The sequence below is a fragment of the Agromyces sp. Y575 genome (genome assembly GCF_059445445.1).
Window position 1 is genome coordinate 290,447 of sequence record NZ_JCAIUI010000001.1, and the last position, 23,046, is coordinate 313,492.

Genomic DNA, 23,046 nt, shown 5'->3' on the forward strand with positions numbered 1-23,046 from the left:
AGGAATCCCGTGCTCGCCGTCCATGATCTCGAGATCCGCATCGGTGCGCGCGTGCTGATGGAGCACGTCGACTTCCGCGTCTCCGACGGTGACAAGATCGGCCTCGTCGGCCGGAACGGCGCCGGCAAGACTACCCTCACGAAGACACTGGCGGGCGAGACGCTGCCCACCGGGGGCCGTATCGACCGCGGCGGAGAGATCGGCTATCTGCCGCAGGATCCGCGCTCCGGAGACCCCGAGATGCTCGCCCGCACCCGCATCCTCGATGCCCGCGGACTCGGGCAGATCGCCCTCGGCATGCACGAGGCCTCCCTGAGCATGGGTGATTCCGACCCGGCGACCGCCGAACGCGCCATGAAGAAGTACGGCAACCTCACCGACCGTTTCAATGCGCTCGGAGGGTACGCCGCTGAAGCCGAGGCCGCTTCGATCGCATCGAACCTGAATCTGCCCGACCGCATCCTCGACCAGCCGCTGAAGACGCTCTCGGGTGGCCAGCGACGCCGCATCGAACTCGCCCGCATCCTCTTCTCCGCCGCCGAGACGATGATCCTCGACGAACCGACGAACCACCTCGACGCCGACTCCGTGGTCTGGCTTCGCGAGTTCCTGAGGGGCTACCGCGGCGGCGTCATCGTCATCTCGCACGACGTCGTACTCATCGGCGAGATCGTCAATCGCGTCTTCTATCTCGACGCCAACCGCTCGGCGATCGACATCTACAACATGGGGTGGAAGCACTACCAGCGTCAGCGCGCCGCTGACGAAGAACGTCGCAAGAAGGAGCGGGTGAACGCCGAGAAGAAGGCCGGCGTTCTGCAACTGCAGGCCGCCAAGTTCGGTGCGAAGGCCTCGAAGGCCGCCGCGGCGCACCAGATGGTCGCCCGTGCCGAGAAGCTCCTCGCGGGCCTCGACGAGGTGCGCGCCGTCGACCGCGTGGCGAAGCTGCGTTTCCCGACTCCGGCGCCGTGCGGTCGCACGCCTATCACCGCATCAGACCTTTCGAAGAGCTACGGCTCGCTCGAGATCTTCACCGCCGTCGACCTTGCGATCGACCGCGGGTCGAAGGTCGTCATCATCGGCCTGAACGGCGCAGGCAAGACGACCCTGCTCCGCATCCTCGCGGGCGTCGACGAGCCCGACACCGGTGTCGTCGAAGCCGGCCACGGCCTGCGCGTCGGCTACTACGCGCAAGAGCACGAGACGATCGACGTGAAGCGTTCGGTGCTCCAGAACATGGTCAGCGCATCACCGAACCTCACAGAGACCGAGGCGCGAAAGGTGCTCGGCTCGTTCCTCTTCACGGGCGACGACGTGCACAAGCCCGCCGGAGTGCTCTCCGGCGGTGAGAAGACCCGCCTCGCGCTCGCGATGATCGTCGTCTCGGGTGCGAACGTGCTGCTGCTCGACGAGCCGACGAACAACCTCGACCCGGCGAGCCGCGCCGAGATCCTCGACGCGCTCGCGCACTACGAGGGCTCGGTCGTGCTCGTCTCGCACGACCCGGGCGCGGTCGAGGCGCTGAACCCCGAGCGGGTGCTCATCATGCCAGACGGCACCGAAGACCATTGGAGCCGCGAATACCAGGAGCTCATCGAGCTGGCTTGACCTACCGCCGGTCGAGCACGCCATCTTCCAGGTCGGCGTCGGTGTCGCGCTTCGGCTGCTTCGGCTCGCGGCGTGGTCGCGTGGCGGTATCGGTCGAACCGGATGCCTCGGCAAGCCCCTTGCGCTCCTGGTTCGCAGCCCACCCGAGCCCGATGAACGCCAACAGGGCGAAGACGTACCACTGCAACGCGTACGAGAGATGCGGGCCCTCGTCGCGCTCGGGCCGCGCCGCTGCGAGCGGGGGCTCGCTGCCGTCGGCCCCCGATTGCACGAGCACGCCGTAGGCCGCCGTGTAGCTCGGCTCGCCGATGCGTTCGGCGAGCTCGGCGAGATCGATGGTCGCGAACTCGATGCCAGTCGACGTGCGTCCTGAGATTCGACCCTCACTGGCTTTCAGCCGAGCCTCGACTTCGACCTCTCCGGCGGGCGGCGCCGGCACCTCGCTCGGGCGCCCCTCGGAGTTCTGGGCGATCCAGCCCCGATCGACCATGAACACGGTGCCGTCGTCGAGGCGGAAGGGCGTGATCACCTGGAATCCGGTGCTGCCCTGGAACGGCCGGTTGCGCACCACGACCTCTTCATCGGGGAGATACTCACCGGACAGCGAGACGACCTGCCAGCGCTGGTCGATCTCGAACGCCCCCGGATCGGGCAGCGCCTCGGCCACGGGCAACGGTTCGGCGTCGTAGTTCGCGTCGATGCGGGCGACCTCGGCGAGCGCCTCGGCACGCCGATTCAGCTGCCACGTACCGAGCGCCGAGCAGACGATCGCGAAGATGATCGTGAGCAGGAGGTAGCCCGCCCAACGGCGGTGAAGGAGGAAACGCCACTCGTTCATCGACGATCCTCCTTCGCGGCATCCGCTCGCTCGTCGCCGGACTCGTCGAAGGCCGCCACCGAGACGGGGAACGACCGCGCCTCGAGGAACCCGCGGAGGTACTCGACGTGTTCGTCGCAGGCGAGCCAGGTCTTGCTCCGGTCGCCGGTGTGGATGCGCGGATTGCGCCAGTCGATGCGCCAGGTCGCGGACTCCCGGCATTCCGCGCGCGAGCAGACCCCATGGTCGGGCGACGCGCCCAGGCCACCGATCATGCGGCACCACGCTCGTCGTCGTGAGAGTCGTTCGCGGGTTCGGCCGGCGCGTCTGACGGGGCGGCAGGAGGCGGGGGAATGAGCGGCACGATGGCGCCGGGGCGGAGCACCTCGGATTGCGGGGGCGACGTGCCCACGTTGGCGAGGACCACTGCGAAGTACGGCAGGAAGATCGCCCCCACGGCGCAAACGGCGAGCCACCAGCCATCGACGAAGAGCATGGCGACGATGCACAGCATACGAATCGACATCGCGATCGAGTACTTGATCATGCGCGACCGCCGCTCCGCCTCGGGCGATGGCGGCAGCGAGGTGATCGACGGCTGCTTCATGGTGGTGGCCGTGGTCTGCGGCGCTCCTCTGCATTCAAGCCTACGTCCGTCTGAGGGCGGCGGATGCCCCGATTCGACCAGCCTCTAAACTGGAACGGGTCGATCGGCCCGACACCCAGAAGGAGACGCACGCATGACGACGAGCCGCACCGTTCTCGTGACCGGGGGCAACCGCGGGATCGGGTTCGCCATCGCCCGCGAGTTCATCGCACAGGGGCACCGCGTGGCCGTCACGGCGCGCTCGGGCGCGGGCCCCGAAGGGTCGCTCACCGTGCGGGCCGACGTCACCGACGCGGCATCCGTCGATCAGGCCTTCACCGAGGTGGAGGCCGCGCTCGGTCCCGTCGAAGTGGTCGTCGCGAACGCGGGCATCACGCGCGACATGCTCGTGCTGCGCATGAGCGAAGAAGACTTCGCGAGCGTCGTCGACACCAACCTCACTGGAGCGTTCCGCGTCGTCAAGCGTGCCTCGAAGGGCATGCTGAAAGCGCGCTTCGGCCGTATCGTGTTCATCTCGAGCGTCGTCGGGCTCTCCGGCTCCGCCGGCCAGGTCAATTACTCGGCGTCGAAAGCGGGGCTCGTGGGCATGGCCCGCTCGCTCACCCGCGAGCTCGGGGCACGGGACATCACGGCGAACGTCGTCGCGCCCGGCTTCATCGAGACCGACATGACCGACGAGCTGCCCGAGGCGCAGCAGGCGGAGTACAAGAAGCGCATCCCGCTCGCCCGTTTCGCCTCGCCCGACGAGGTCGCGAAGGTCGTCGCTTGGGTCGCAGGCGACGACGCCGGGTACATCTCCGGCGCCGTCATCCCCGTCGATGGCGGCTTCGGAATGGGGCACTAGGGCAGCGCCGCGCCGCGCCGACCATTGACCTGTCCGAGTATCGCGGGGCAGACTTGGGCCACTCGGGTCGAATTTCGACATCCGGTGCAGGTTCAGTTCGGGGGAACGATGAATCGCGCGGCGAAGCGTCTCCTGGTTCTGCAGTGGCGAGCGTTGGCGAGGGGGAGCCATGTCGGAACAAGCCGAAGCACCGAAGCAGGCCAGTCCGGGTCGGGGATGGATCTGGATCGTCGTCGCTATCGCCGTCGTCCTCGGCCTGATCGCGGGGGTCCTGGGCGGCGTGCTCGGACAGCGGCTCGTCGCCGCACCCGTAACGTCTGCGACACCTGAGCCCTCGGCTTCTGTCGCCATCGCCGATGGCAGCGTGTGCGATGCGACACAGGTCTCCGATGAGGTGCTTCCGGCGGTCGTGACGATCTCGGCGAGCGGCGAATCCGGAAGCGGTGTCGGTACCGGCGAGATCATCAGCGACGACGGCTACATCGTCACCAACAACCACGTGATCTCGCTCGCTGCCGAGGGCGGCGAGATCATCGTTCTGTACAGCAGTGGCGAGACCGCTCCGGCGACGCTCGTCGGTCGCGACCCGCGGGCGGACATCGCCGTGCTGAAGGTCGAGCACCCGTCGGCGCTGCCGACGATCGAGGTCGGCAGCTCGGCGGATGTCGCCGTCGGGCAACCGGTCGTGGCGCTCGGCGCGCCGCTCGGACTCTCGGGGTCGGTCACCGCCGGCATCGTCAGCGCACTCGGGCGCGACGTGACCGTGCCGAGCGACGGCGACCAGACCACCATCCTCACCGGTGCGATCCAGACGGATGCTGCGATCAACCCTGGCAACTCGGGCGGCCCACTCGTCGATTGCGACGGCCAGTTGATCGGCATCAACACGGCGATCGCTACGGTACCGAATGCCTCAGGGGAGGCGGGCGGCGGCAGCGTGGGCATCGGATTCGCGGTCCCCGTCGATCGGGCGATGTCGATCGTCGAGCAGCTCATCACCACCGGAAGTGCGAGCTACCCGTACTTCGGGGTCGCGGTCGCCGCGATCCCCGCGAGCGCCGCAGCAGACTTCGGTGTGGAGGGCGGCTTGTTCGTGGTGTCGGTCGTCGCAGGCGGCCCCGCCGATGAGGCGGGAATCCGTGCCGGCGACGTCATCGTCGAAGTGAACGGCGAGCCGGCGACCCGTCCCGAGGCCTTGACGGCGATCACGCTCGAAGCTCAGGTCGGAGACGAGGTGGAGATCGGCTACCTGAGAGACGGGACTCCAGAGACGGCGACGGTCACACTTCAGGAAGCGCCACAGGGCTGATCGGTGGAGGACATCTGGGTTGTCGCGGGAATCCTCGTCTTGGGGCTCACACTCCTCGATGTCTTCCTCACTGCGCTGAACTATGACGAGGCGGGGTTCCTCGCCGGGCGACTCGCCGCCTGGCAATGGGCGCTCGTGCGGCGCGGAACCCGTCGACTGTCGCGCCGTTGGAGACCCGTCGTTCTCCGGCAGGTCACGGGATTGCAGATCCTCATCACCGTCGTCACATGGCTCGCTGGGGTGATCGTCGGGTTCGGCTTGATCTACTTCGGCTTGATGAGGGGCCAGAACTTCCTCTACGACGGTGTGGACGGGAATCCGTTCAGCGCGATCTACTTCAGCGCAGCGCAGCTGTCGACCGTCGGAACGTCGCAGCTGACGCCGAACACCGACATACTCCGCGCACTCTCGATCCTCGAGACGCTCACCGGCGTTGTGCTCGTCTCGTTGATCCTCACGTTCCTGCTCGGCATCTATTCCGTGATCAGTGATCTGCGGGCGCTCTCGGTCCAGTTCTACAGCGCGGGTCCCGGGGTAGGGGAGCCGATCGCGAGCCTCGAGCCCTATTTTCCCGAAGGGAAGTCCCGCGGTCTGGACTCGCACCTGCAGAGCATCGCCGACTCCTTCAGTGCGTACACCGACGGCGTTCGGCTGCACCACTCCGCGTACTACTTCCAGAGCGGACGAGACACGTTCTCGCTGCCGTACTCGATCAGGATGATGGCGGGAGTCATCGGTGCCCTGCGCTGGGGGCTGCCGACGGGCAATCCGGTGACCCAGGAGCCGTCGCTGTTGCCCCTGACGGCGCAGTTCGACGCATTCCGCCGATATCTCCAACCGCTCTTGCGGTGGAAGAGCGAAGACGTGCCGGCCACGGTCGAGTTGGAGGAGTTCCGCCGTCAGGTCACCGAGGACGAGAAGACTCGAACCGACGAGCGACGACGCAGGAACCGGCACCCCATCGACCCCTGGGTCGATCGATTCATCCAGCTGAATCACGACATGGCCGATCTCGTGCACGGGACCGCGCTGACCGACGTCGATGAGGCGTACGCGCGTTATGTCGAATGGCTGCCGTTCGCCTACCGTTCGCAACAGTTCAGCGCGGCGGTCAGTCATGACCTCGACTACCAGCCCGTCTACTCCGACAGCGATGAACCGCTCTCGTTGCTGATTCCACCCGCTCCCAAGCCTCGCGGAACGCAGCGAAGCGGGGTCCGCGCCTTCTTCTCGCGGCGGCTCACTCTCGTCGATCCGGGAAACATCCGCTTCTTCCAGGCCCTTCGTGCGCTGATCGCGGCAATCGTGACCGTGCTCGTGATCGTGGCGGTGTTCACGGTGCTGAAGCTTCCGGTGATGCCGGCCGCGGTCTTCGGCGGCATCGTCGCGATGTTTGCCGGATCGGGATCGAGGTCAGCTCACGGCGCCGCGCGCCTCGCCGGGCTGCTCGCAATCGTGCCGGTGCTGATCGCAGTCGTGCTGAACGTCGTCGTACCGCACGATTCGTTCCTCACGACCGCGGTGTTGGTGGTGCTCGCCGTGGTCGGAGTGTGGGCCTCCACACTCGGACCCGCGATCGGCGGCCTCGGTCAATTGCTGTTCATCACCTACTACTTCACGCTCCTGATGCGCTTGCAACCGGGCGAGTTCGCCGAGTTCGCCCTTGCCGGAGCGATGGGCGTGGTCATTGCGACGATCGCTGCACTGTTGCGGAGTCGGGGGATGGAGCGCAAAGCGGTGCTCGCCGGAGTCCGGGCGTTCGAGATGCGGGTCGCTTCGACCATGGACCCGGTCATCGACACCGTCTCGGCCGCCCGCTGGGAGCCGGATCTCGTGCGACGCGTGCGGACCGAACTCGCGCAGACCCATCGCAGTGCGTCCTTCCTCACCGGCAGGCTCAGCGGCGTCGACGGCTCCGTCGGGCTGACACAGGAACAGGCGGATGTGCTGAGACTGCGCGTCTTCGACGCGGAACTCGCCCTCGTCAACATGGTGGACGCGGCGAAGGATGCGACCGGTTCGCGCATCCCTATCGAGGTCAGATCACGGCTCGCGGGAGACCTCGAGTCGGTCCAGGCACATATTCGCGGGTACTCGCCGACTCCGGAGTGGGCGGCGGCGGAAGGTGCCGTATCGGCGTCGACTGCCGGCGACTCCGCGGGGAGCGGCAACGACCCCGCGTCGGCTGGCGCCGACTCGACAGCGACCGGCGACGAGGCGGAGGTGACGCCGACCGCTCTCAGCCTCGAGGTTTCGGAGCGCTGGCCGGAGCAGGCACGCCGACTGGTCGGCGCGATCGCCGAACTCGAGGTCTCTCTCGACGCCGTGCAGTCGACCAGGAGCGACGACCTCGTGTTCTCCCGTTCCGAAGCCGAACTCGAGACAGCCGAAACCGGAGACACCGGCGACACCGGAGTCGACGCCGAGACGGTGTCGGAGGCCGATACCAGCGGCTCCCGTGGCGGACCAACGAGCGAGGTCCGCCGAGCCATCCAGGCGGGTCTCTCGACCGGTCTGGCTCTCCTCGTCGGGTCGACCGTGTCGCCGAGCTATCAGTATTGGGCGGCGATGCCGGCGTACATGACGCTCGGCGGAACCGACGGCGAGACGTACTCGAAGGGGGCCCGCCGGATCCTCGGCACGATTCTCGGTGCCACGGTAGGCTTCGGCATTGCGCTCGCCACCGATGGCAACGAGTTCGTGGTGCTGCTCGTGCTCGCGGTCTGCGTGTTCGCGACGATCTTCTTCCGGGCCACTTCGTCGCCGTTGTCGAGCTTCTGGCAGACGATGATGTTCGCCCAACTCTACGAGTATCTCGGCAAGCTCGACAGCGAGACGATCGAGCTGCGGGTCGCCGAGACGTTGATCGGTGCGGTCATCGCGCTGCTCGTGGCTGCACTCGTGCTCCCCACCCGCACGAGGACCCGACTTGCGCAGGACTCGCTCCGCCTCGTGCGTTCGGTGCAGGCGGTCACGGACATGTCGCTTGCCCGGCTGCGCGGCGGAGCAGCAGCCACCAGTGTCACCACCGAGAAACTGCGAACCGCCGAGATGGCGATGACGGATCAGCTCCGAGTCGTGCAGAAGACCGCTGCACCGCTGCGCCGCAGCTCCGGTTCTCTCGACCCGAGCGGTGTCGAAGCGAAGCTGACCGGCTATTGGGCGCTGCTCTACTACACTCGCCACCTCGCGCAGACGACCGTGCATCCCACGCGCTCGTCGCCGGTGACGTCGGATCAATGGGAGCACTTCGAGACGGTGACCGACGGCAACTTCGTCGCCCTCGAGACGATGCTCGACAACGGCGTCGCACAGCCGGTGCAAAACGATCTCGGAACGGTCGACCTCGACGAGATCGAGCTGCCGGCGTCGATCGAGCGAGCAGTGCGGTCGCTCGAGCGCATCAACGGCACGGTCTCGCTGCTCGTCGCGGGCGACGGCACTGGAAGCCCGAGGCGTATCCGGCTCGGCCGAGAGCAGGAAGGTTGATCTTCGTGTACACGACGTGAAATTCCGCGCGACCATGCGGCTCTCGGGACCCGGAGCGACAAGAGCTGGCGGCATTCTGGTGATAGGCGTAGGGTCGGGACTGCATTACCGACCTGGGGGGGCCAGGCCGAAATCGGCAGTTTTGCATTGGGGGGACCGTGAATCTCACACCGCGCGAGATCGAGAAGTTGTACGTGTACCAGGTCGCAGACTTGGCCCGGAAGCGGCGCGAACGAGGCACCAAGCTCAATCTGAGTGAGGCCCAAGCGCTCATCAGCGAGGCCATCCTCGAGGGTGCCCGTGACGGTAAGAGTGTCGCGGAGTGCATGGAGCTCGGAAAGAAGATCATCGCCGAGAAAGACTGCATGGGCGGTGTTCGCGAGCGTCTGGCGCTCCTTCAAGTCGAGGCGACATTCCCTGACGGGAGCAAACTCGTCTCCTGCCACGATCCGGTCGGCGTCTGACATGGGTCGACCGACCAACTCGCTCGCGACGTTGGTGCTGGTCGGCGGACACGAAAGCGCAAACGGCGCGGCTCTCGCATTCCTCGCGAGTGACATTCCCGGACTGGTCCTCACGACCGCCGGGCGCCGCCTTCATCAAGTGACCGCACGGGCCCTGACGCAGTCGACCGATCCGGTCGTCGTGCTTCCGATGACGTTCGGGCGCAACCCAGCGCTGGTCGCCGACGTCGCCAAGACGCTGGACTGGTTGTCGCGCGAAGCCGAAGGGCGCATCGCGCTCGCGGACGACTTCGGCACGCCCGATCATCTGACGGCATGGCTCCGAGCTGCGGCAACGCAGATCGAACGCGACTCGCCCGAAGCAGGGATGCTGGTAGCCGCGGCGGCCGCGAACCCGTTCGACGATGCCGATGTCTTCCGCACCGTGCACCTCGTGCGAACCCACGGGTCGGGCATCGAGGTCGAGGGCGGCATCATCGGCTCGAGCGAAGACCTGGCGAAGTCGGTCGATCGCCTTCACCGTCTCGGTTCGGAGGAGATCGTCGTGGTGCCCGCGGGGTTCCAGCGTGACTCCAACGCGGACTTCGGCGTCGGGGCGCTCGAGGGGGTCAGGTTCTTCGGTCCGCTCATGTCGGAGCAGGCCGTGCTCCGGGTGGTTCGCGACCGGCGTGAAGCCGCTCTCGAACGACTCCGTCACGGGCGCAACGGCATCGACGTCGGACTTCAAGCCGACCACGGCCACGGATACGCCCACTCGCACGCCTTCGAGGAATCTCAGGGCCACACGCACAGCCACGGCGGTACACCCCACTCGCATGGTGGATCGTCGCACCCGCACAGCGAACTCCTCGCGCGTGACCCCGCAACCGACGAACATGCCGCCGAAGACAACCACTCGCACGGCACGCTCGTCCACGAACACTGAACGGAAAGAAAGAAGGACGCATCATGCTCGGAAGTCCGAAGTATCAGCACCGAAGCGAAGAGATCGAGATCAACGCAGGCCGACACAGCGTGACGCTGAACGTCAGCAACACGGGCGATCGCGCGGTGCAGGTCGGTTCTCATTTCCACTTCTTCGAAGCCAACAAGGCTCTGCTCTTCGACCGGGAGGCCGCGTACGGCATGCACCTGGACATCCCCGCGGGCACCGGCGTCCGGATCGAGCCTGGCGACACCAAGGAGGTGACGCTCACCGCATTCGCCGGGTCGCGTCACATCATCGGCTTCAACGGACTCGTCGACGGAGGTCTTGACGCAGAGGCGACCAAGATCAAGGCGATCGCCTTGGCCAACGAACTGAACTACCAGAACGGAAAGCCGAAAGCTCGCACCAGTGCTGCCAAGGGCAGTGCAGCCGCAAAGGGGAAGAAGTAATGGCGATCATCTCTCGCAAGCAGTACACGGATCTCTACGGACCCACCGTTGGCGACCGGGTGCAGCTGGCCGATACCAACCTCGTCATCGAGATCGAAAAGGACTACAACGAGGGCCACTACGGCGACGAGATCGTCTACGGCGGAGGAAAGACCGCCCGCGACGGAATGGGCGCTGATCCTCAGGCCACCGGAGCTCAAGGGGTGCTCGATCTCGTGATCACCAACGCGGTCATCCTCGACCCCATCCTCGGGGTGGTCAAAGGCGACATCGGAATCCGCGATGGCAAGATCGTCGGCATCGGCAAGTCGGGCAACCCGCACCTGCAGGGCGGAGTCGACCCACGGCTGATCGTGGGGCCCGGCACCGAACTCCTCGCCGGCGAGCATCTGATCGCCACTGCGGGAGGCATCGACGCCCACGTGCACTACGTGTCACCGCAGCAGGCGGAGGCAGCTCTGTCGAACGGGATCACCACACTGTTCGGTGGCGGCACCGGTCCGACCGACGGCACCAACGGTGTCACCACGACCCCGGGTGTCTGGAACCTCCATCGGATGCTCGAGGCGGCGGATGGCCTGGCGGTCAACACCGGATTCCTCGGCAAAGGCAACGGCTCTCTTCCCGACGCACTGATCGAGCAGATCGAGGGCGGCGCCGCCGGGCTCAAGGTCCACGAGGACTATGGGGCAACCCCAGCGGCACTCAGCAACGCGCTCGACGTCGCCGACCGCTACGACGTGCAGGTCTCGGTGCACACCGACAGCCTGAACGAATCGGGCTTCGTCGAGAACACGCTCGATGCCATCAACGGTCGAACGATCCACACCTTCCACTCGGAGGGTGCGGGCGGTGGGCACGCCCCCGACATCCTGAAGATCACGGGACATCCGAACGTACTGCCGTCGTCGACAAACCCGACGCTGCCGTACACGGTCAACTCGGTCGACGAACTGCTCGACATGGTCATGGTGTGCCACCACCTCTCGCACGACATCCCCGAGGACGTCTCGTTCGCCGACTCTCGAGTCAGGGCCGAGACGATCGCTGCTGAGACCGTGCTCCACGACGAAGGAGTGATCTCGATCGTCTCCTCCGACTCGCAGGCGATGGGCCGGGTGGGAGAGTCGTTCATGCGAACCTTCCAGGTCGCGCACCACAACAAGGACCAGCGCGGAAAGCTCCCTGAGGACTCGAAGGACAACGACAACTTCCGCGTCCTGCGCTACCTCGCCAAGATCACCATCAATCCGGCAATCACGCAGGGGATCTCCGACTACATCGGTTCGCTCGAAGACGGCAAGATCGCCGACATCGTGTTGTGGCCGGTCGACTCGTTCGCCGTCAAGCCCAAGCTGATCGTGAAGGGCGGTCTCATCAACTGGGCGCTGATGGGCGAGCCGAACGCCTCGCTGCCGACGCCGCAGCCGGTCTTCTACCGGCCGATGTTCGGATCGTACGGCAAGGCGCAGACGAGCACGCGCATCACTTTCATGTCGAAGGCGGCCATCGCCAACGGGGTGCCGGAGAAGCTCGGCCTGGAAAGCATGATCCTGCCGGTCAAACGCACCCGTGAGCTCGGAAAGGAACACATGGTGCGCAACGGTGTCACACCGGTCGTCGAGGTCGACCCCGAGACGTACAAGGTCACGTACGACGGCAAGCCGGCGACGATCGAGCCGGCGAAGTCCCTTCCACTCACGCAGTTGTTCTTCCTTGCGTGAGGTCGGAATGGGGGTCTCGGAAGTGCAGCAGCTGCTGACGAGTCTGCAGTTCTCCGACTCCGCGTTCCCCAGCGGGTTCTACACGATGTCGCACGGGCTCGAAGGGTACCGTCAGGCGCATCTGGTCGGCCCGGGCGATGTGCAGGAACTGTTGACCGAACTGCTCGTGCACTCGGTGGGCCCCGGCGATGCGACTGCACTCGCCGGGGCCCACCGCGCGGCATCCGTGTCGGACTGGAACCGCGTCGAGGAGATCGACCAGTTGTTGTTCGCCTCGAAACTGAACGCGGAAATGCGCACGGCCTCCGTGCGGAGCGGGCATCAGTTCACCGATCTCGCGAGCGAGGTGATCGGCGGGGCCGGGCTCGCAGAGTACGGCCGCAGAGTGACGGCCAGAACGACCCCGGGATGCCAACCGGTCGCGGCGGCGGTCGCATATGCGGAAGGTGGCGTTGCGACCGAGCGGGCGGTCGTCTCCGACCTGTTCGCCTTCTCGGTGAGTTTCGTCGGCGCCGGACTCAGGCTCAGGCTCACCGATCACCGCAAGGCCCAGGTGATCCTGCGCGCGATCGCACCCGTCATCGAGGAGGTCGCCGGCGACGCACTTGCACGAGACCCCGACGAGCTCGGCGGGTGCGCACCGGTGGCCGACATCATGTCGGCCCAGCACGAACGGGCCGAGGCGCGGCTCTTCGCCAGTTGACCGAACGGAACGAGAACGTGATCAAACGTCGAAGCAACGAAGAGGGAATGAGGAACTCATGAGGGACAACGTCTTGAGAATCGGCATCGGGGGACCGGTCGGATCGGGCAAGACCGCGCTGGCGGAAGCGCTGGTGCCGATCCTGATCGCGGCCGGGCGCACGCCGGGTGTCATCACGAACGACATCTACACCCAGGAGGACGCCCACCACGTGCGTCGTGAGCTCGCGGGAATCCTCGACCCCGAGCGTGTGGTCGGGGTCGAGACCGGCGCATGCCCGCACACGGCCGTGCGCGACGATCCGACGATGAACCTCGCCGTCGGGGCCGAGATGCTCGAGCGGTTCCCTGATATCGACACGCTCATCTACGAGTCGGGCGGGGACAACCTCACTCTGACATTCTCGCCCGCCCTCGCCGATATCTTCATCTTCGTGCTCGATACCGCGGAGGGAGAGAAGATGCCGCGCAAGCGCGGCCCTGGCATCACCGACTCCGACATCCTCGTCATCAACAAGATCGACATCGCGCAATATGTGCGCACCGACCTCGCGGTGATGGAGAGCGATGCCCATCGCGTACGCGAAGGCCGGCCCGTCGCCTTGACGAACTCACTGACCGGCGAAGGGCTGGAGGAGCTCCACGCCGAGATCATGTCGCAGTGGAACGGCAGCAGATCCGAGCTCGTCGGATGAGCGTGACCGTCCCCGTGCCGGTGCCCGCCCCGGAGTTCCCGGGAGGGTACCGGCTCCGGCCCGAGCACTACGAGCCCCGCCGGGTTCCGGCGGAGGTGCTCCGGCACGCCGGCACGCCGGCGATGCTCCCAGTCGGGAGCCCGGGAAAGGTCGGGGTGCTGCAGCTGCGCTTCGAGCGCACGGGGCCGCGTACCGAGCTCGTCTCGCACTATCAGAAGTCGCCGCTGCAGATCATGCGCCCGCTCTACTTCGACCCCGAGCGACCCGACATGCCGCACACCTACCTGATGTCGACGGGTGGCGGCATCGTGCAGGGAGACCGGCTGCGGACCGATCTCGAGTTCGGGCCGGAGACGTCGGCTCATATCACCACGCAAGCACAGACGCGCGTGTACAAGTCGGAAACCGACTATGCCTCCGCGATCATGAACCTCACGGTGGGGGCGTCGGCATTCGTCGAGTACCTTCCCGACCCGGTCGTGCCGTTCGCCGGTTCGCGGTTCACTCAGCAGACGTCGGTCGTGCTCGACGAGACCGCCACACTCGTGGTCGGTGAGCAGGTATATGCGGGCAGGCTCGCCTACAACGAACGTCACGACTACGAAGTGTTCGCGTCGGACTTCGAGGTGCGACGGCCGGGGGGCCGTATCGTCGCCGTCGACCGGGTGCGCCTCTGCCCCGAGCGCCGCGGCGTCGGCGGCACCGCGGTGCTCGCCGATCACGACATCCTCATCTCGTTGTACGTCTTCACACCGCTCGTTCCGCCGGCCGAGATCGCGGAATGCCTGCGAACGGTGCTCGACGGCATGGCCGACGACGACCTCGTCTTCGGTGTGAGCGCGCTGCCGGGCGATACGGGCGCTTGGATGCGACTGGTCGGAAACGACCCGGTCGCCGTCGCGCGGGCATGGAGTGCGACATCCGCTGCAGTACACGAACTCCTGACCGGCCGCCGTGCACCGAAGTCGAGAAAGACCTGAGAGAAGGAGCAGACACCATGAGGATTCAGCGTTCATCTCCTGTACGGCGGTATCGCGGCGAAAGGTCACGGCGATGACCACGGCATCGGCGTCGGCAGCACCGACGCACGTCGGGTCGTTCCAGAATTGGCTGCTGGCATTCGTCCATGGCCCCTCGCAGATCTACTTCCAAGCGAACATCTGGACGGGGTTGCTCATCCTCGCCGCATTCGTGGTCGCCGACTGGCGCATGGCCATACTCGTGGTACTCGGCTGCGTGGCGAGCATGCTCGCCGGTCGATGGCTCGGGGCGAAGCCCGATAATGTCGTCGCCGGCATGCAGGGCTTCTGCGGGGCACTCGTCGGAGCCGCGACCTTCTCGGCGCTCGGGGGCGATCAGTGGGCCAGCTATCCGATCGCGATCGTGGGTGGGCTGATCTGCGCCCCCGTGACGTGGTTCGTGGTCTGGGTCTTCGCACTGAAACCGATGCAGCGGTTCGCGCTGCCGTCGACCACCGCGCCGTTCTGCATCGTGGCGACGGGCATCCTGCTCACGACGGTTCCGCTGCACGTGAGTTCAGCGCCACTGACCGTTGCCGACTCGGCCGTCGAGGCGTTCTTCCGTTCGCTCTTGACGAACGTGTCGCAGGTCGTGCTGATCGACAACATCTGGTCGGGCGCGCTGATCCTCATCGGCCTGTTCATCGCAAGCTGGAAGGTCGGAGTCGCCGCAGTCGTGGGAAGCGTCGTCGGCAGCCTGTGCGCGCTCTCGGTGGGGGAGACCCTCACCGAGACGGCGAACGGTCTCGCCGGTTACTCGGGCGTGCTGACCGCGATCGCACTCGCGGTGGTGTTCCTGCAGTCGAGCACCATCTCATGGATTCTCGCGGTGATCGGCACCATCGTGACCGCGTTCGTGACCCTCGGCATGCATCACCTGTCGGGGCCGACGTACACGTGGCCGTACATCCTCACGACCTGGGTGTTCTTGATCATCGCGGCGTTCATTCCGCAGGCCAAACGCACCTGATCGGGCGACATCTCGGGGCTCGCGTGAACGGCTGAACCCCCGGGTCTCGGAGGTTCAGCCGTTTCTCGGATCGTCCACGGAGCCGAGAGGCGACCGTCGGGAAACTCAGATCGAAAGGCCGATCCAGAACCCGAGGCCTGAGGCCGCGACGCTGAACACGAGCATGAGAACGCCGCTGATGAACGACTGTGCATACCGTCGCTGCTTGATCAGCTGAACCGTCTCGTAGCTCGCCGTGCTGAACGTCGTGTAGCCGCCGAGGAATCCCGTGCCGATGATGACGCTGAGGTCGGTCGGCAGGAGGTGCGTCATCGTGAGTCCGGTGATGAAGCCGAGCACGAGGGATCCCGACACGTTGATGATGGTCGTCGCCCAGGGGAACGCCGTGTGCAAATGCGAACGGATCGCCCCGTCGACGAGGAAACGCACGCCGGCGCCGAGTCCGCCGGCGACGGCGAGCAGGAGGAGGAGCCAGAAGGTCATGAGGTGGCCTCCACCTTCGTCGTGCGTGCCTTCCAGGAGCTGAACGCGGAACCGGCGATGATGCCGAGCCAGGTTGCGAAACCGCCCACGACGACGGTGCCGAGCGCATAGAGCACCGATGCTCCCACTGAGCCGTGATGTATGAGGACCACGGTGTCGGTCGCCAGCGAGCTGTACGTGGTGAACCCACCGCAGAATCCCGTTCCGAGCAAGAGCTTGAGGTTCTTCGCCGTCGAACTCGCGGGGCCGAGGAAGGTCACCCCGGAGTAGAGATACCCGAGGAGGAACGCACCGACGACGTTGATGATGGGAATCGCGATCGGAACGTCGCCGAGATTCGGGATCGCGAGCGAGAGCAGCTCGCGCGATGCGGCTCCGAAGGCTCCGCCCAGCACGACGAGACCGATCGGCGCCCACCTGAGGTGAGGCGGCCGTGCGGCGGTCATCAGCTGCTCCCCGGGAGCGCTGACGGAACGTCGGGGGCTCGCGCGGGGATGACGACGACGGGGCGCAATTGCTGGTGCACCAATTGCACACCGATCGAACGGTTGAAGAACTCCTGGATGCTCCCACCGATGGAGCGTTCGTGACTCCCGACCACGATCATCGATGCATCGAGCGTGTCTGCGAGGTGGCCGAGCGCACGCGCGATGTCGCCGGGCAGCACAAGCCGGCGCCAGACGACGTCGGAGTCGGCGAGGATCTCGCTGAGCGCCGCGCCGAGTTCCGCATCGAATTCGGCTTCGCTTTCATCGGCGTAGTCGGGATCGAGTGACGAACTCGTGACGGAACCGTCGTCGGCCTCTGCAACGGCGAATCGTGCCGGATTCACGTGGGCGCACACGAGTTCGGTGCCGAACCGCTTTGCGAACGACGCAGCGTGCAGAACCACGACCGGCGGCTGACCCGGTGCGACACCCACCACGACCGGATGCGAATGCTGACTTTCCCCCCGAAACGTCATGTGCGCCATGCTACGCAGCTCCGACGACAGGGTCAACGGGCCGAAGGGCCATCGCGGCGCGAGGTCAGCCGGCGATGGATGTTGCCCGCGCGGGCCTGCCGAGCAGCGCGAGCACACTCGACAGGTCGGCGCGATCGATCGCGACATCCGCTTGCGCACGCACGATCGGCTTCGCGCAGAAGGCGACGCCGAGCGCCGCGCGCTCGAGCATCTGCAGGTCGTTCGCTCCGTCGCCGATCGCGACGGTGCGCCGGAGCGGGATGCCGCTGGCCGTCGCCCATTCGACGAGCGCCCTGGCTTTGGCGTCGGCGTCGATGATCGGGCCGTCGACGAGACCGGTCAGTCGGCCGTCGACGATCTCGAGTCGATTCGCCCGGCAGAAGTCGAGTCCGAGGCGCTCGGCGAGCGGATCGAGCAGCTCATGGAACCCGCCGGAGACGACGCCAACACGCCCGCCGGCGGCGTGCACGCCCGCGATGAGTTCATGCGCCCCGGGCGTGGGTGTCATGCGCTTGCGCGCTTCCGCGAGCACGCCGACCTCGAGGCCCGCGAGCGAGGCCACCCGCTCGCGCAGGCTCTCTGCGAAGTCGAGCTCACCGCGCATGGCGCGTTCGGTCACGGCGGCGACGTGGTCGAGGGTGCCCGCCGCTTCGGCGAGCAGCTCGATCGCCTCTTCGCGGATGAGTGTGGAATCCGCATCGAGCACGACGAGGGGGCCGCTCGCGCGGCCGGTGGTGCCGGCACTCACGCGCTCGCCCGAACCCGTGAGCCCTTGCCGACCACGGTGATGCCACTGTCGGTCACGATGAATCCGCGGGCGAGGTCTTCAGCGCGGTCGACGCCGATGCGGGCGCCGGCATCGACGACGACCTCCTTGTCGAGGATCGCGCGTTGCACGGTGGCGCCGGCGTCGATGCGCGCCCGGTCGAAGAGGATCGAGTCGGCCACGTGCGCGCCCGAGCCGACGATCGCCCAGGGCCCGATGACGCTGCGTTCGACGTGCGCGCCCGAGATCACCGAACCGAGCGAGACGATCGAATCGATCACGGTGCCGAGCGTGCCGCGGGCGTCGCGCGTGAACTTGGCGGGCGGCGAATTGAGCTGCTGGCTGAAGATCGGCCACTCGCGGTTGTACAGGTTGAAGACGGGCAGCACCGAGATGAGGTCTTGGTGGGCTTCGAAGAAGGAGTCGATGGTTCCGACGTCACGCCAGTAGTACCGGTCGCGGTCGGTCGAGCCCGGCACGTCGTTGCGCTGGAGGTCGTAGACGCCGGCGGCACCCTGCGAGACGAACGCCGGAATGATGTCGCCGCCCATGTCGTGGCTGGAGTCGGTGCGTTCCCCGTCGCGGAGCACCGCGTCGATGAGAGCGTCGGCGTCGAAAACGTAGTTGCCCATCGAGGCGAGCACCTCATGAGGCGAGTCGGGGAGTCCGACCGGGTCACTCGGCTTCTCGAGGAAGCGGTGGATGCGCGCTGGATGCGATGGGTCGACCTCGATGACACCGAACTGGTCGGCGAGCGAGATCGGTTGACGGATCGCGGCGACCGTTGCCGCCGCGCCGGACTCGACGTGCGCGTCGATCATCTGGTCGAAGTCCATGCGGTAGACGTGATCGGCGCCAACCACGACGATGATGTCGGGGCGCTCGTCGTAGACGAGGTTGAGGCTCTGCAGGATGGCATCGGCCGAACCCGAGAACCAGCGCTTCCCGAGGCGTTGCTGGGCCGGCACCGAGGCGACGTAGGAGTTCAGGAGCCCACTCAGACGCCAGGTCTGCGAGACGTGGCGATCGAGGCTGTGCGACTTGTACTGGGTGAGCACGACGATCTGTCGCAGGCCCGAGTTCAGCAGATTCGACAGGGCGAAGTCGATCAGGCGGTACTGTCCGCCGAACGGCACCGCCGGCTTCGCGCGGTCTTCTGTGAGGGGCATGAGTCGCTTGCCCTCGCCGCCGGCGAGGACGATGCCGAATACCTTGCGCGTCGCCATGCCACAACTGTAGCCAGCGGCGAGCGGGAACGGGCAGCGAAGTCGGAGCGTGACGGATGCCGCTGCGCTACGTTTGCTGCATGCGCGTCGACCTGCTCACCCGCGAGTATCCGCCCGAGGTCTACGGGGGCGCTGGTGTGCACGTCGCCGAACTCGTGCGTGCTCTCCGCCGTTCGATCGACGTGCAGGTGCGCTGCTTCGGCTCGCCGCGTACCGAGGCGGGCACCACCGGCTACCCGACGCCGGCGGAGTTCTCCGCTGCCAACCCGGCGCTCGGCACGATGAGTGTCGACCTGCTCATGGCGGGTGACGTTGCCGGCGCCGACCTCGTGCATTCGCACACGTGGTACGCGAACTTCGCCGGGTTCACGGCGAAGCGACTGCACGGCGTGCCGCACGTGGTGACCGCGCACAGCCTCGAGCCGCTGCGGCCGTGGAAGGCCGAGCAACTCGGCGGCGGGTACCGGCTCTCATCGTGGGTCGAGCGCGCCGCCTTCGAAGACGCCGACGCGGTCGTCGCAGTGAGCGAGGGCATGCGCCGCGACATCCTTCGCGCCTATCCCTCCATCGACCCGGAACGGGTCGGCGTGGTCTACAACGGCATCGACCTCGTCGACTGGGCACCGCGCAACGATCCCGATACGGTTCGCACGCTCGGCGTCGACCCCGACCGTCCGTCGATCGTCTTCGTGGGGCGCATCACCAGGCAGAAGGGGCTTCCGTACCTCCTTCGCGCTGCGCGCCTGCTGCCCGCCGACGTGCAACTCGTGTTGTGCGCCGGCGCTCCCGACACCGACGAGATCATGGCCGAAGTCACGTCGTCGGTCGAAGCCCTTCGCGCCGAACGGGGCGGCGTGGTGTGGATCGACCGGCACCTACCGCGCGCCGAACTCACCGCACTCCTCACGGCTGCGACAGCGTTCGTCTGCCCATCGATCTACGAGCCGCTCGGCATCGTGAATCTCGAGGCGATGGCGTGCGGGGCACCGGTCGTCGGCACCGCGACCGGTGGCATCCCCGAGGTCGTCGATGACGGTGTCACGGGCGTGCTCGTGCCGATCGAGCAGCTCGACGACGGAACGGGCACCCTCGTCGACCCCGATCGATTCGTCGCAGACCTTGCGGCGGCGCTCACCGCGGTCGTCGCCGATCCCGCGCGCGCAGCGGCCATGGGGGCTGCCGGGCGACGTCGCGCTGAGACGCACTTCGGCTGGACGGCGATCGCCGAACGCACCCTCGAGCTCTACGAAGGGGTGCTCGCCGCACGTTGACCCGCGAGTGGCGCGGGCGGGCGCGCTCCCTGCGCCAAGCGACCCCCTCGCTGCCGATAGCATGGGACGCATGGCGAGCACGGTTCTGCAGTTCCACGATGTGTCGGTGGTCCGCGATGGCAACACGATCCTCGACTCGGTCGACTGGAGCGTCGCCTCCGACGAACGCTGGGTCATCCTCGGCCCCAACGGGGCAGGCAAGACGACGCTGCTGCAGATCGCCGCAGCGGCGATGCACCCCACTTCAGGCACGGCAGACGTGCTGCAGGAGTCGCTCGGCAAAGTCGATGTCTTCGAACTGCGGCCGATGATCGGCTTCGCCTCGACCGCGATGGCCCGCAAGATCCCGCGCAACGAGACCGTGCTCGACGTCGTGCTGACAGCCGCCTACTCGGTGACCGGCCGCTGGAACGAGGAGTACGAGACGATCGACCTCCGCCGTGCACAGCGGGTGCTCTCCGAGTGGGGCCTCGCCGGCTTCGCCGAGCGCCGTTTCGGCAGCCTCTCCGACGGCGAGCAGAAGCGAGTGCAGATCGCACGCTCCGTCATGACCGACCCCGAACTGCTGCTCCTCGATGAGCCGGCCGCGAGTCTCGACCTCGGTGCGCGTGAAGAGCTCGTCGGGCTGCTCGGCGGCTACGCCGGTTCGTCTGCGTCACCTGCGATCGTCATGGTGACTCACCACGTCGAAGAGATCCCCGTCGGCTTCACTCACGCGCTCCTCCTCAAGAAGGGCGGCATCGTGACCGCCGGCCCGCTCGCCGAGGCACTCACTGCCGAGAAGCTCACCGAGGCGTTCGGCATGAAGATCGAGCTCGCCGAGACCGACGGCCGGTACGCGGCTCGCGCCGTGTGACCGACCTTCGCTACCGATTCTGCTAGAATCGGTAGCTGGCCCATGGGCTGCACCACTTTCCTGCGTGCGCGCAGGCTTCGAATCCACCATACGCAGAGCAAGGAAGTCTCCATGAAGACCGACATCCACCCCGAGTACAACGCAATCGTCTTCCGCGACCTCGCTTCGGGCGCCACCTTCCTCACCCGTTCGACGACGACGAGCGACAAGACGATCGAGCTCGACGGTGTCACCTACCCGGTGATCGACGTCGAGATCTCGTCGGAGTCGCACCCGTTCTACACGGGCAAGCAGCGCATCATGGACTCGGCCGGCCGCGTCGAGAAGTTCAACCAGCGCTTCAAGAACTTCGGCAAGTAGCACTTGCCACACGAAGGAGGCCCCGCCTGACGGCGGGGCCTCCTTCGTGTACTCGCATTCAGCGCGGCGTGCGGCATCGTGTTAGCGTCGCCGGATGCCGGGATCGTCACCCATCCGCGCGGGCGCGACACGAGCGTTCGAGCTGCCCTCGATCGCGGGCGACCGCATCGCGCTCCGTGCGTTCCTCGACGATGACGTCGAAACGGTGCGCGAGGCTTCGCGGGACCCGCTGATCCCCGAAATCACTACCGTTCCGCCGAACACCGACCGCCGCGGCGCGCTTGCGTACATCGCGCGTCAGCATCGACGCCTCCGTTCGGGCGCGGGGTACTCGTTCGCGATCTCGGACCCTGCTGGTCGCGCCATCGGGCAGATCGGCCTCTGGCCCGTGCGCGACGACCCGGGTCGCGCCAGCATCGGGTACTGGATCGCCCCGTCGGCGCGAGGTCGAGGCTACGCGACCGAGGCGCTGTGTGCGCTCAGCGCGTGGGGGTGGAGCCTGCCGACGCTCGAGCGCCTCGAACTGTTCGTCGAGCCCTGGAACACCGGCTCGTGGAAGGCAGCCGAGGCGGCCGGATTCGAGCGCGAAGGACTGCTGAGATCGTGGCGCGTGATCCGCTCGGAGCGACGCGACCTGTTGGTCTATTCGAGGCTTCGCGAGGTGGGGGAGTCGAGCGACGGCTCAGCGCACCGGCCAGGTGCCTGAGGTGGTGAACTCGGGCTCGCCGTTCTTGCGGCGCCATTGCTGGTAGCTCTCGGCCTGCTCGCGACTCCAGCCGACCTGGCGCGCGTGCAAGTCGGCGACCGCCACCGCCGCGAGTTCGGGGTATGCGCGGGCGATGGCCTGTGCGACCCGGCCAGCCGCGACGGCGTCGGCTCCGGCGTCGTGTGCGTCTTCGAGCACCACGCCGTAGTGCTCGGCGGTGGCCGAGAGTGTGCGCTTGCCGCGGCGGTAGCGATCGACGGCCTTGTCGATGACGAGCGGGTCGATGACCGCGCCGGGGCCGGGCAGCGGAGCGTGCCCGTATCGCTCCGCCTCACGCTCGAGCACGGTGAGGTCGTAGGCCGCGTTGTACGCGACGATCGGCAGGCCGCGTGCTGCGGCATCCGCCAGTGCTTCGATGATCTCGACGACCGCGGTCGCCGCGTTCTGGCCCTCGAGTCGCGCACGCTCGGTCGTGACGCCGTGGATGAGCGAAGCGGCAGTCGGAATCTCGACACCGGGGTCGACGAGCCACTCACGTCGCTCGAGTACCTCTCCGTCGACGCCGACCACTCCGACGTGCGCAGTGACGATGCGACACGTGTCGACGTCGATGCCGGTCGTCTCGAGGTCGAAGACGGCGAGTGTGTCGGCCCAGCGGGCTCCCGTGAGATCCATGGCGTCAGGCTATGGTCGGCCACCGTCATCGCCGTGCCGGCGCACGCGTGTCGGCGGCATCCGGTCGAGATCGGTTCTCCACAGCACTCAGTCGAGTGCAGGCGGTGCGCCATA

The 23,046-nt window shown here is 66.9% G+C and carries 25 protein-coding genes; 16 read left to right on the top strand and 9 right to left on the bottom strand.

Translation table 11 applies throughout. The features are described 5' to 3' along the window. The first annotated feature begins 9 nt into the window (after nt 1–9). Complete coding sequence (locus AC1C2U_RS01465) at nt 10–1,608, top strand: ABC-F family ATP-binding cassette domain-containing protein (RefSeq protein ID WP_495359943.1); 1,599 nt, start codon at nt 10–12, stop codon at nt 1,606–1,608. Between the two features lies 1 nt (nt 1,609). Here AC1C2U_RS01465 and AC1C2U_RS01470 read toward each other — a convergent pair whose 3' ends face one another. From AC1C2U_RS01470 to AC1C2U_RS01480, 3 genes are read right to left on the bottom strand one after another with little or no spacing between them, the layout of a single operon-like run. After that, nucleotides 1,610–2,446: an SURF1 family cytochrome oxidase biogenesis protein gene (locus AC1C2U_RS01470; RefSeq protein WP_495359944.1), complete on the bottom strand. Its 837-nt coding sequence runs from the start codon at nt 2,444–2,446 to the stop codon at nt 1,610–1,612. Continuing rightward, a complete protein-coding gene (locus AC1C2U_RS01475; RefSeq protein ID WP_495359945.1) occupies nt 2,443–2,700 on the bottom strand; it encodes a hypothetical protein in 258 nt (85 codons plus the stop codon). The genes AC1C2U_RS01470 and AC1C2U_RS01475 overlap by 4 nt, the downstream gene beginning before the upstream one ends. After that, complete coding sequence (locus tag AC1C2U_RS01480) at nt 2,697–3,032, bottom strand: DUF3099 domain-containing protein (RefSeq protein ID WP_495359946.1); 336 nt, start codon at nt 3,030–3,032, stop codon at nt 2,697–2,699. Before AC1C2U_RS01480 ends, AC1C2U_RS01475 begins: the two co-directional genes overlap by 4 nt. Before the next feature lie 133 nt (nt 3,033–3,165). Here AC1C2U_RS01480 and fabG point away from each other — a divergent pair, with 133 nt between their 5' ends. The 11 genes from fabG to AC1C2U_RS01535 all read left to right on the top strand — a co-directional run bounded on the left by fabG (nt 3,166) and on the right by AC1C2U_RS01535 (nt 15,625). Beyond that, nucleotides 3,166–3,876 (top strand): 3-oxoacyl-ACP reductase FabG, encoded by a 711-nt coding sequence (fabG, locus tag AC1C2U_RS01485; protein WP_495359948.1) that lies wholly within the window; start codon nt 3,166–3,168, stop codon nt 3,874–3,876. Between the two features lie 169 nt (nt 3,877–4,045). Next, on the top strand, nt 4,046–5,185 hold the full coding sequence (locus AC1C2U_RS01490; RefSeq protein WP_495359949.1) for a S1C family serine protease: 1,140 nt from the start codon (nt 4,046–4,048) through the stop codon (nt 5,183–5,185). Between the two features lie 3 nt (nt 5,186–5,188). Continuing rightward, entirely contained in the window at nt 5,189–8,674 is a 3,486-nt protein-coding gene (locus tag AC1C2U_RS01495) for an FUSC family protein (protein ID WP_495359951.1), read from the top strand. Between the two features lie 158 nt (nt 8,675–8,832). After that, the gene (locus AC1C2U_RS01500; protein WP_495359952.1) at nt 8,833–9,138 is read left to right on the top strand and encodes an urease subunit gamma; all 306 of its coding nucleotides are present in this window, start codon (nt 8,833–8,835) and stop codon (nt 9,136–9,138) included. Nucleotides 9,139–9,277: 139 nt separating this feature from the next. Beyond that, nucleotides 9,278–10,063: a sirohydrochlorin chelatase family protein gene (locus tag AC1C2U_RS01505; protein ID WP_495359953.1), complete on the top strand. Its 786-nt coding sequence runs from the start codon at nt 9,278–9,280 to the stop codon at nt 10,061–10,063. A 23-nt stretch (nt 10,064–10,086) separates the two neighbouring features. After that, complete coding sequence (locus AC1C2U_RS01510) at nt 10,087–10,515, top strand: urease subunit beta (RefSeq protein ID WP_495359954.1); 429 nt, start codon at nt 10,087–10,089, stop codon at nt 10,513–10,515. Further along, the gene (ureC, locus tag AC1C2U_RS01515) at nt 10,515–12,239 is read left to right on the top strand and encodes an urease subunit alpha (protein WP_495359955.1); all 1,725 of its coding nucleotides are present in this window, start codon (nt 10,515–10,517) and stop codon (nt 12,237–12,239) included. The genes AC1C2U_RS01510 and ureC overlap by 1 nt, the downstream gene beginning before the upstream one ends. 7 nt (nt 12,240–12,246) lie before the next feature. Then, the gene (locus AC1C2U_RS01520; protein WP_495359956.1) at nt 12,247–12,942 is read left to right on the top strand and encodes an urease accessory protein UreF; all 696 of its coding nucleotides are present in this window, start codon (nt 12,247–12,249) and stop codon (nt 12,940–12,942) included. A 58-nt stretch (nt 12,943–13,000) separates the two neighbouring features. Further along, nucleotides 13,001–13,636, top strand: coding sequence for an urease accessory protein UreG (gene ureG / locus AC1C2U_RS01525; protein WP_495359957.1), 636 nt, complete (start codon nt 13,001–13,003; stop codon nt 13,634–13,636). Beyond that, entirely contained in the window at nt 13,633–14,616 is a 984-nt protein-coding gene (locus tag AC1C2U_RS01530; RefSeq protein WP_495359958.1) for an urease accessory protein UreD, read from the top strand. The genes ureG and AC1C2U_RS01530 overlap by 4 nt, the downstream gene beginning before the upstream one ends. Before the next feature lie 73 nt (nt 14,617–14,689). After that, nucleotides 14,690–15,625 (top strand): urea transporter, encoded by a 936-nt coding sequence (locus tag AC1C2U_RS01535; RefSeq protein WP_495359959.1) that lies wholly within the window; start codon nt 14,690–14,692, stop codon nt 15,623–15,625. Between the two features lie 105 nt (nt 15,626–15,730). Here the strand turns inward: AC1C2U_RS01535 and crcB are convergent, their stop codons facing one another. From crcB to AC1C2U_RS01560, 5 genes are all read right to left on the bottom strand, one after another. Next, nucleotides 15,731–16,108, bottom strand: coding sequence for a fluoride efflux transporter CrcB (gene crcB, locus AC1C2U_RS01540; protein WP_495359960.1), 378 nt, complete (start codon nt 16,106–16,108; stop codon nt 15,731–15,733). Further along, nucleotides 16,105–16,554, bottom strand: a complete 450-nt coding sequence (locus AC1C2U_RS01545) for a fluoride efflux transporter FluC (RefSeq protein WP_495359961.1) — start codon at nt 16,552–16,554, stop codon at nt 16,105–16,107. The genes crcB and AC1C2U_RS01545 overlap by 4 nt, the downstream gene beginning before the upstream one ends. Then, nucleotides 16,554–17,072, bottom strand: a complete 519-nt coding sequence (locus AC1C2U_RS01550) for a universal stress protein (RefSeq protein WP_495359962.1) — start codon at nt 17,070–17,072, stop codon at nt 16,554–16,556. The genes AC1C2U_RS01545 and AC1C2U_RS01550 overlap by 1 nt, the downstream gene beginning before the upstream one ends. 64 nt (nt 17,073–17,136) lie before the next feature. Further along, nucleotides 17,137–17,820, bottom strand: a complete 684-nt coding sequence (gene serB / locus AC1C2U_RS01555; protein ID WP_495359963.1) for a phosphoserine phosphatase SerB — start codon at nt 17,818–17,820, stop codon at nt 17,137–17,139. Next, complete coding sequence (locus AC1C2U_RS01560) at nt 17,817–19,064, bottom strand: glucose-1-phosphate adenylyltransferase (RefSeq protein WP_495359964.1); 1,248 nt, start codon at nt 19,062–19,064, stop codon at nt 17,817–17,819. The genes serB and AC1C2U_RS01560 overlap by 4 nt, the downstream gene beginning before the upstream one ends. Nucleotides 19,065–19,144: 80 nt before the next feature. Between AC1C2U_RS01560 and glgA the strand changes: the two genes are divergently transcribed. The 4 genes from glgA to AC1C2U_RS01580 all read left to right on the top strand — a co-directional run bounded on the left by glgA (nt 19,145) and on the right by AC1C2U_RS01580 (nt 22,257). Beyond that, nucleotides 19,145–20,335 carry a glycogen synthase gene (glgA, locus tag AC1C2U_RS01565; RefSeq protein ID WP_495359965.1) on the top strand — a complete coding sequence of 397 codons (1,191 nt, stop codon included), beginning with the start codon at nt 19,145–19,147 and terminating at the stop codon, nt 20,333–20,335. A gap of 70 nt (nt 20,336–20,405) precedes the next feature. Then, on the top strand, nt 20,406–21,191 hold the full coding sequence (locus AC1C2U_RS01570) for an ABC transporter ATP-binding protein (RefSeq protein WP_495359966.1): 786 nt from the start codon (nt 20,406–20,408) through the stop codon (nt 21,189–21,191). 111 nt (nt 21,192–21,302) lie between these two features. After that, nucleotides 21,303–21,551 carry a type B 50S ribosomal protein L31 gene (locus tag AC1C2U_RS01575; protein WP_022892088.1) on the top strand — a complete coding sequence of 83 codons (249 nt, stop codon included), beginning with the start codon at nt 21,303–21,305 and terminating at the stop codon, nt 21,549–21,551. Between the two features lie 94 nt (nt 21,552–21,645). Beyond that, complete coding sequence (locus AC1C2U_RS01580; RefSeq protein ID WP_495359967.1) at nt 21,646–22,257, top strand: GNAT family N-acetyltransferase; 612 nt, start codon at nt 21,646–21,648, stop codon at nt 22,255–22,257. On the opposite strand, the gene AC1C2U_RS01585 is transcribed toward AC1C2U_RS01580, so the two are convergent. After that, nucleotides 22,234–22,932, bottom strand: coding sequence for an exonuclease domain-containing protein (locus AC1C2U_RS01585; RefSeq protein WP_495359968.1), 699 nt, complete (start codon nt 22,930–22,932; stop codon nt 22,234–22,236). The genes AC1C2U_RS01580 and AC1C2U_RS01585 overlap by 24 nt on opposite strands. Between the last annotated feature and the right edge of the window lie 114 nt (nt 22,933–23,046).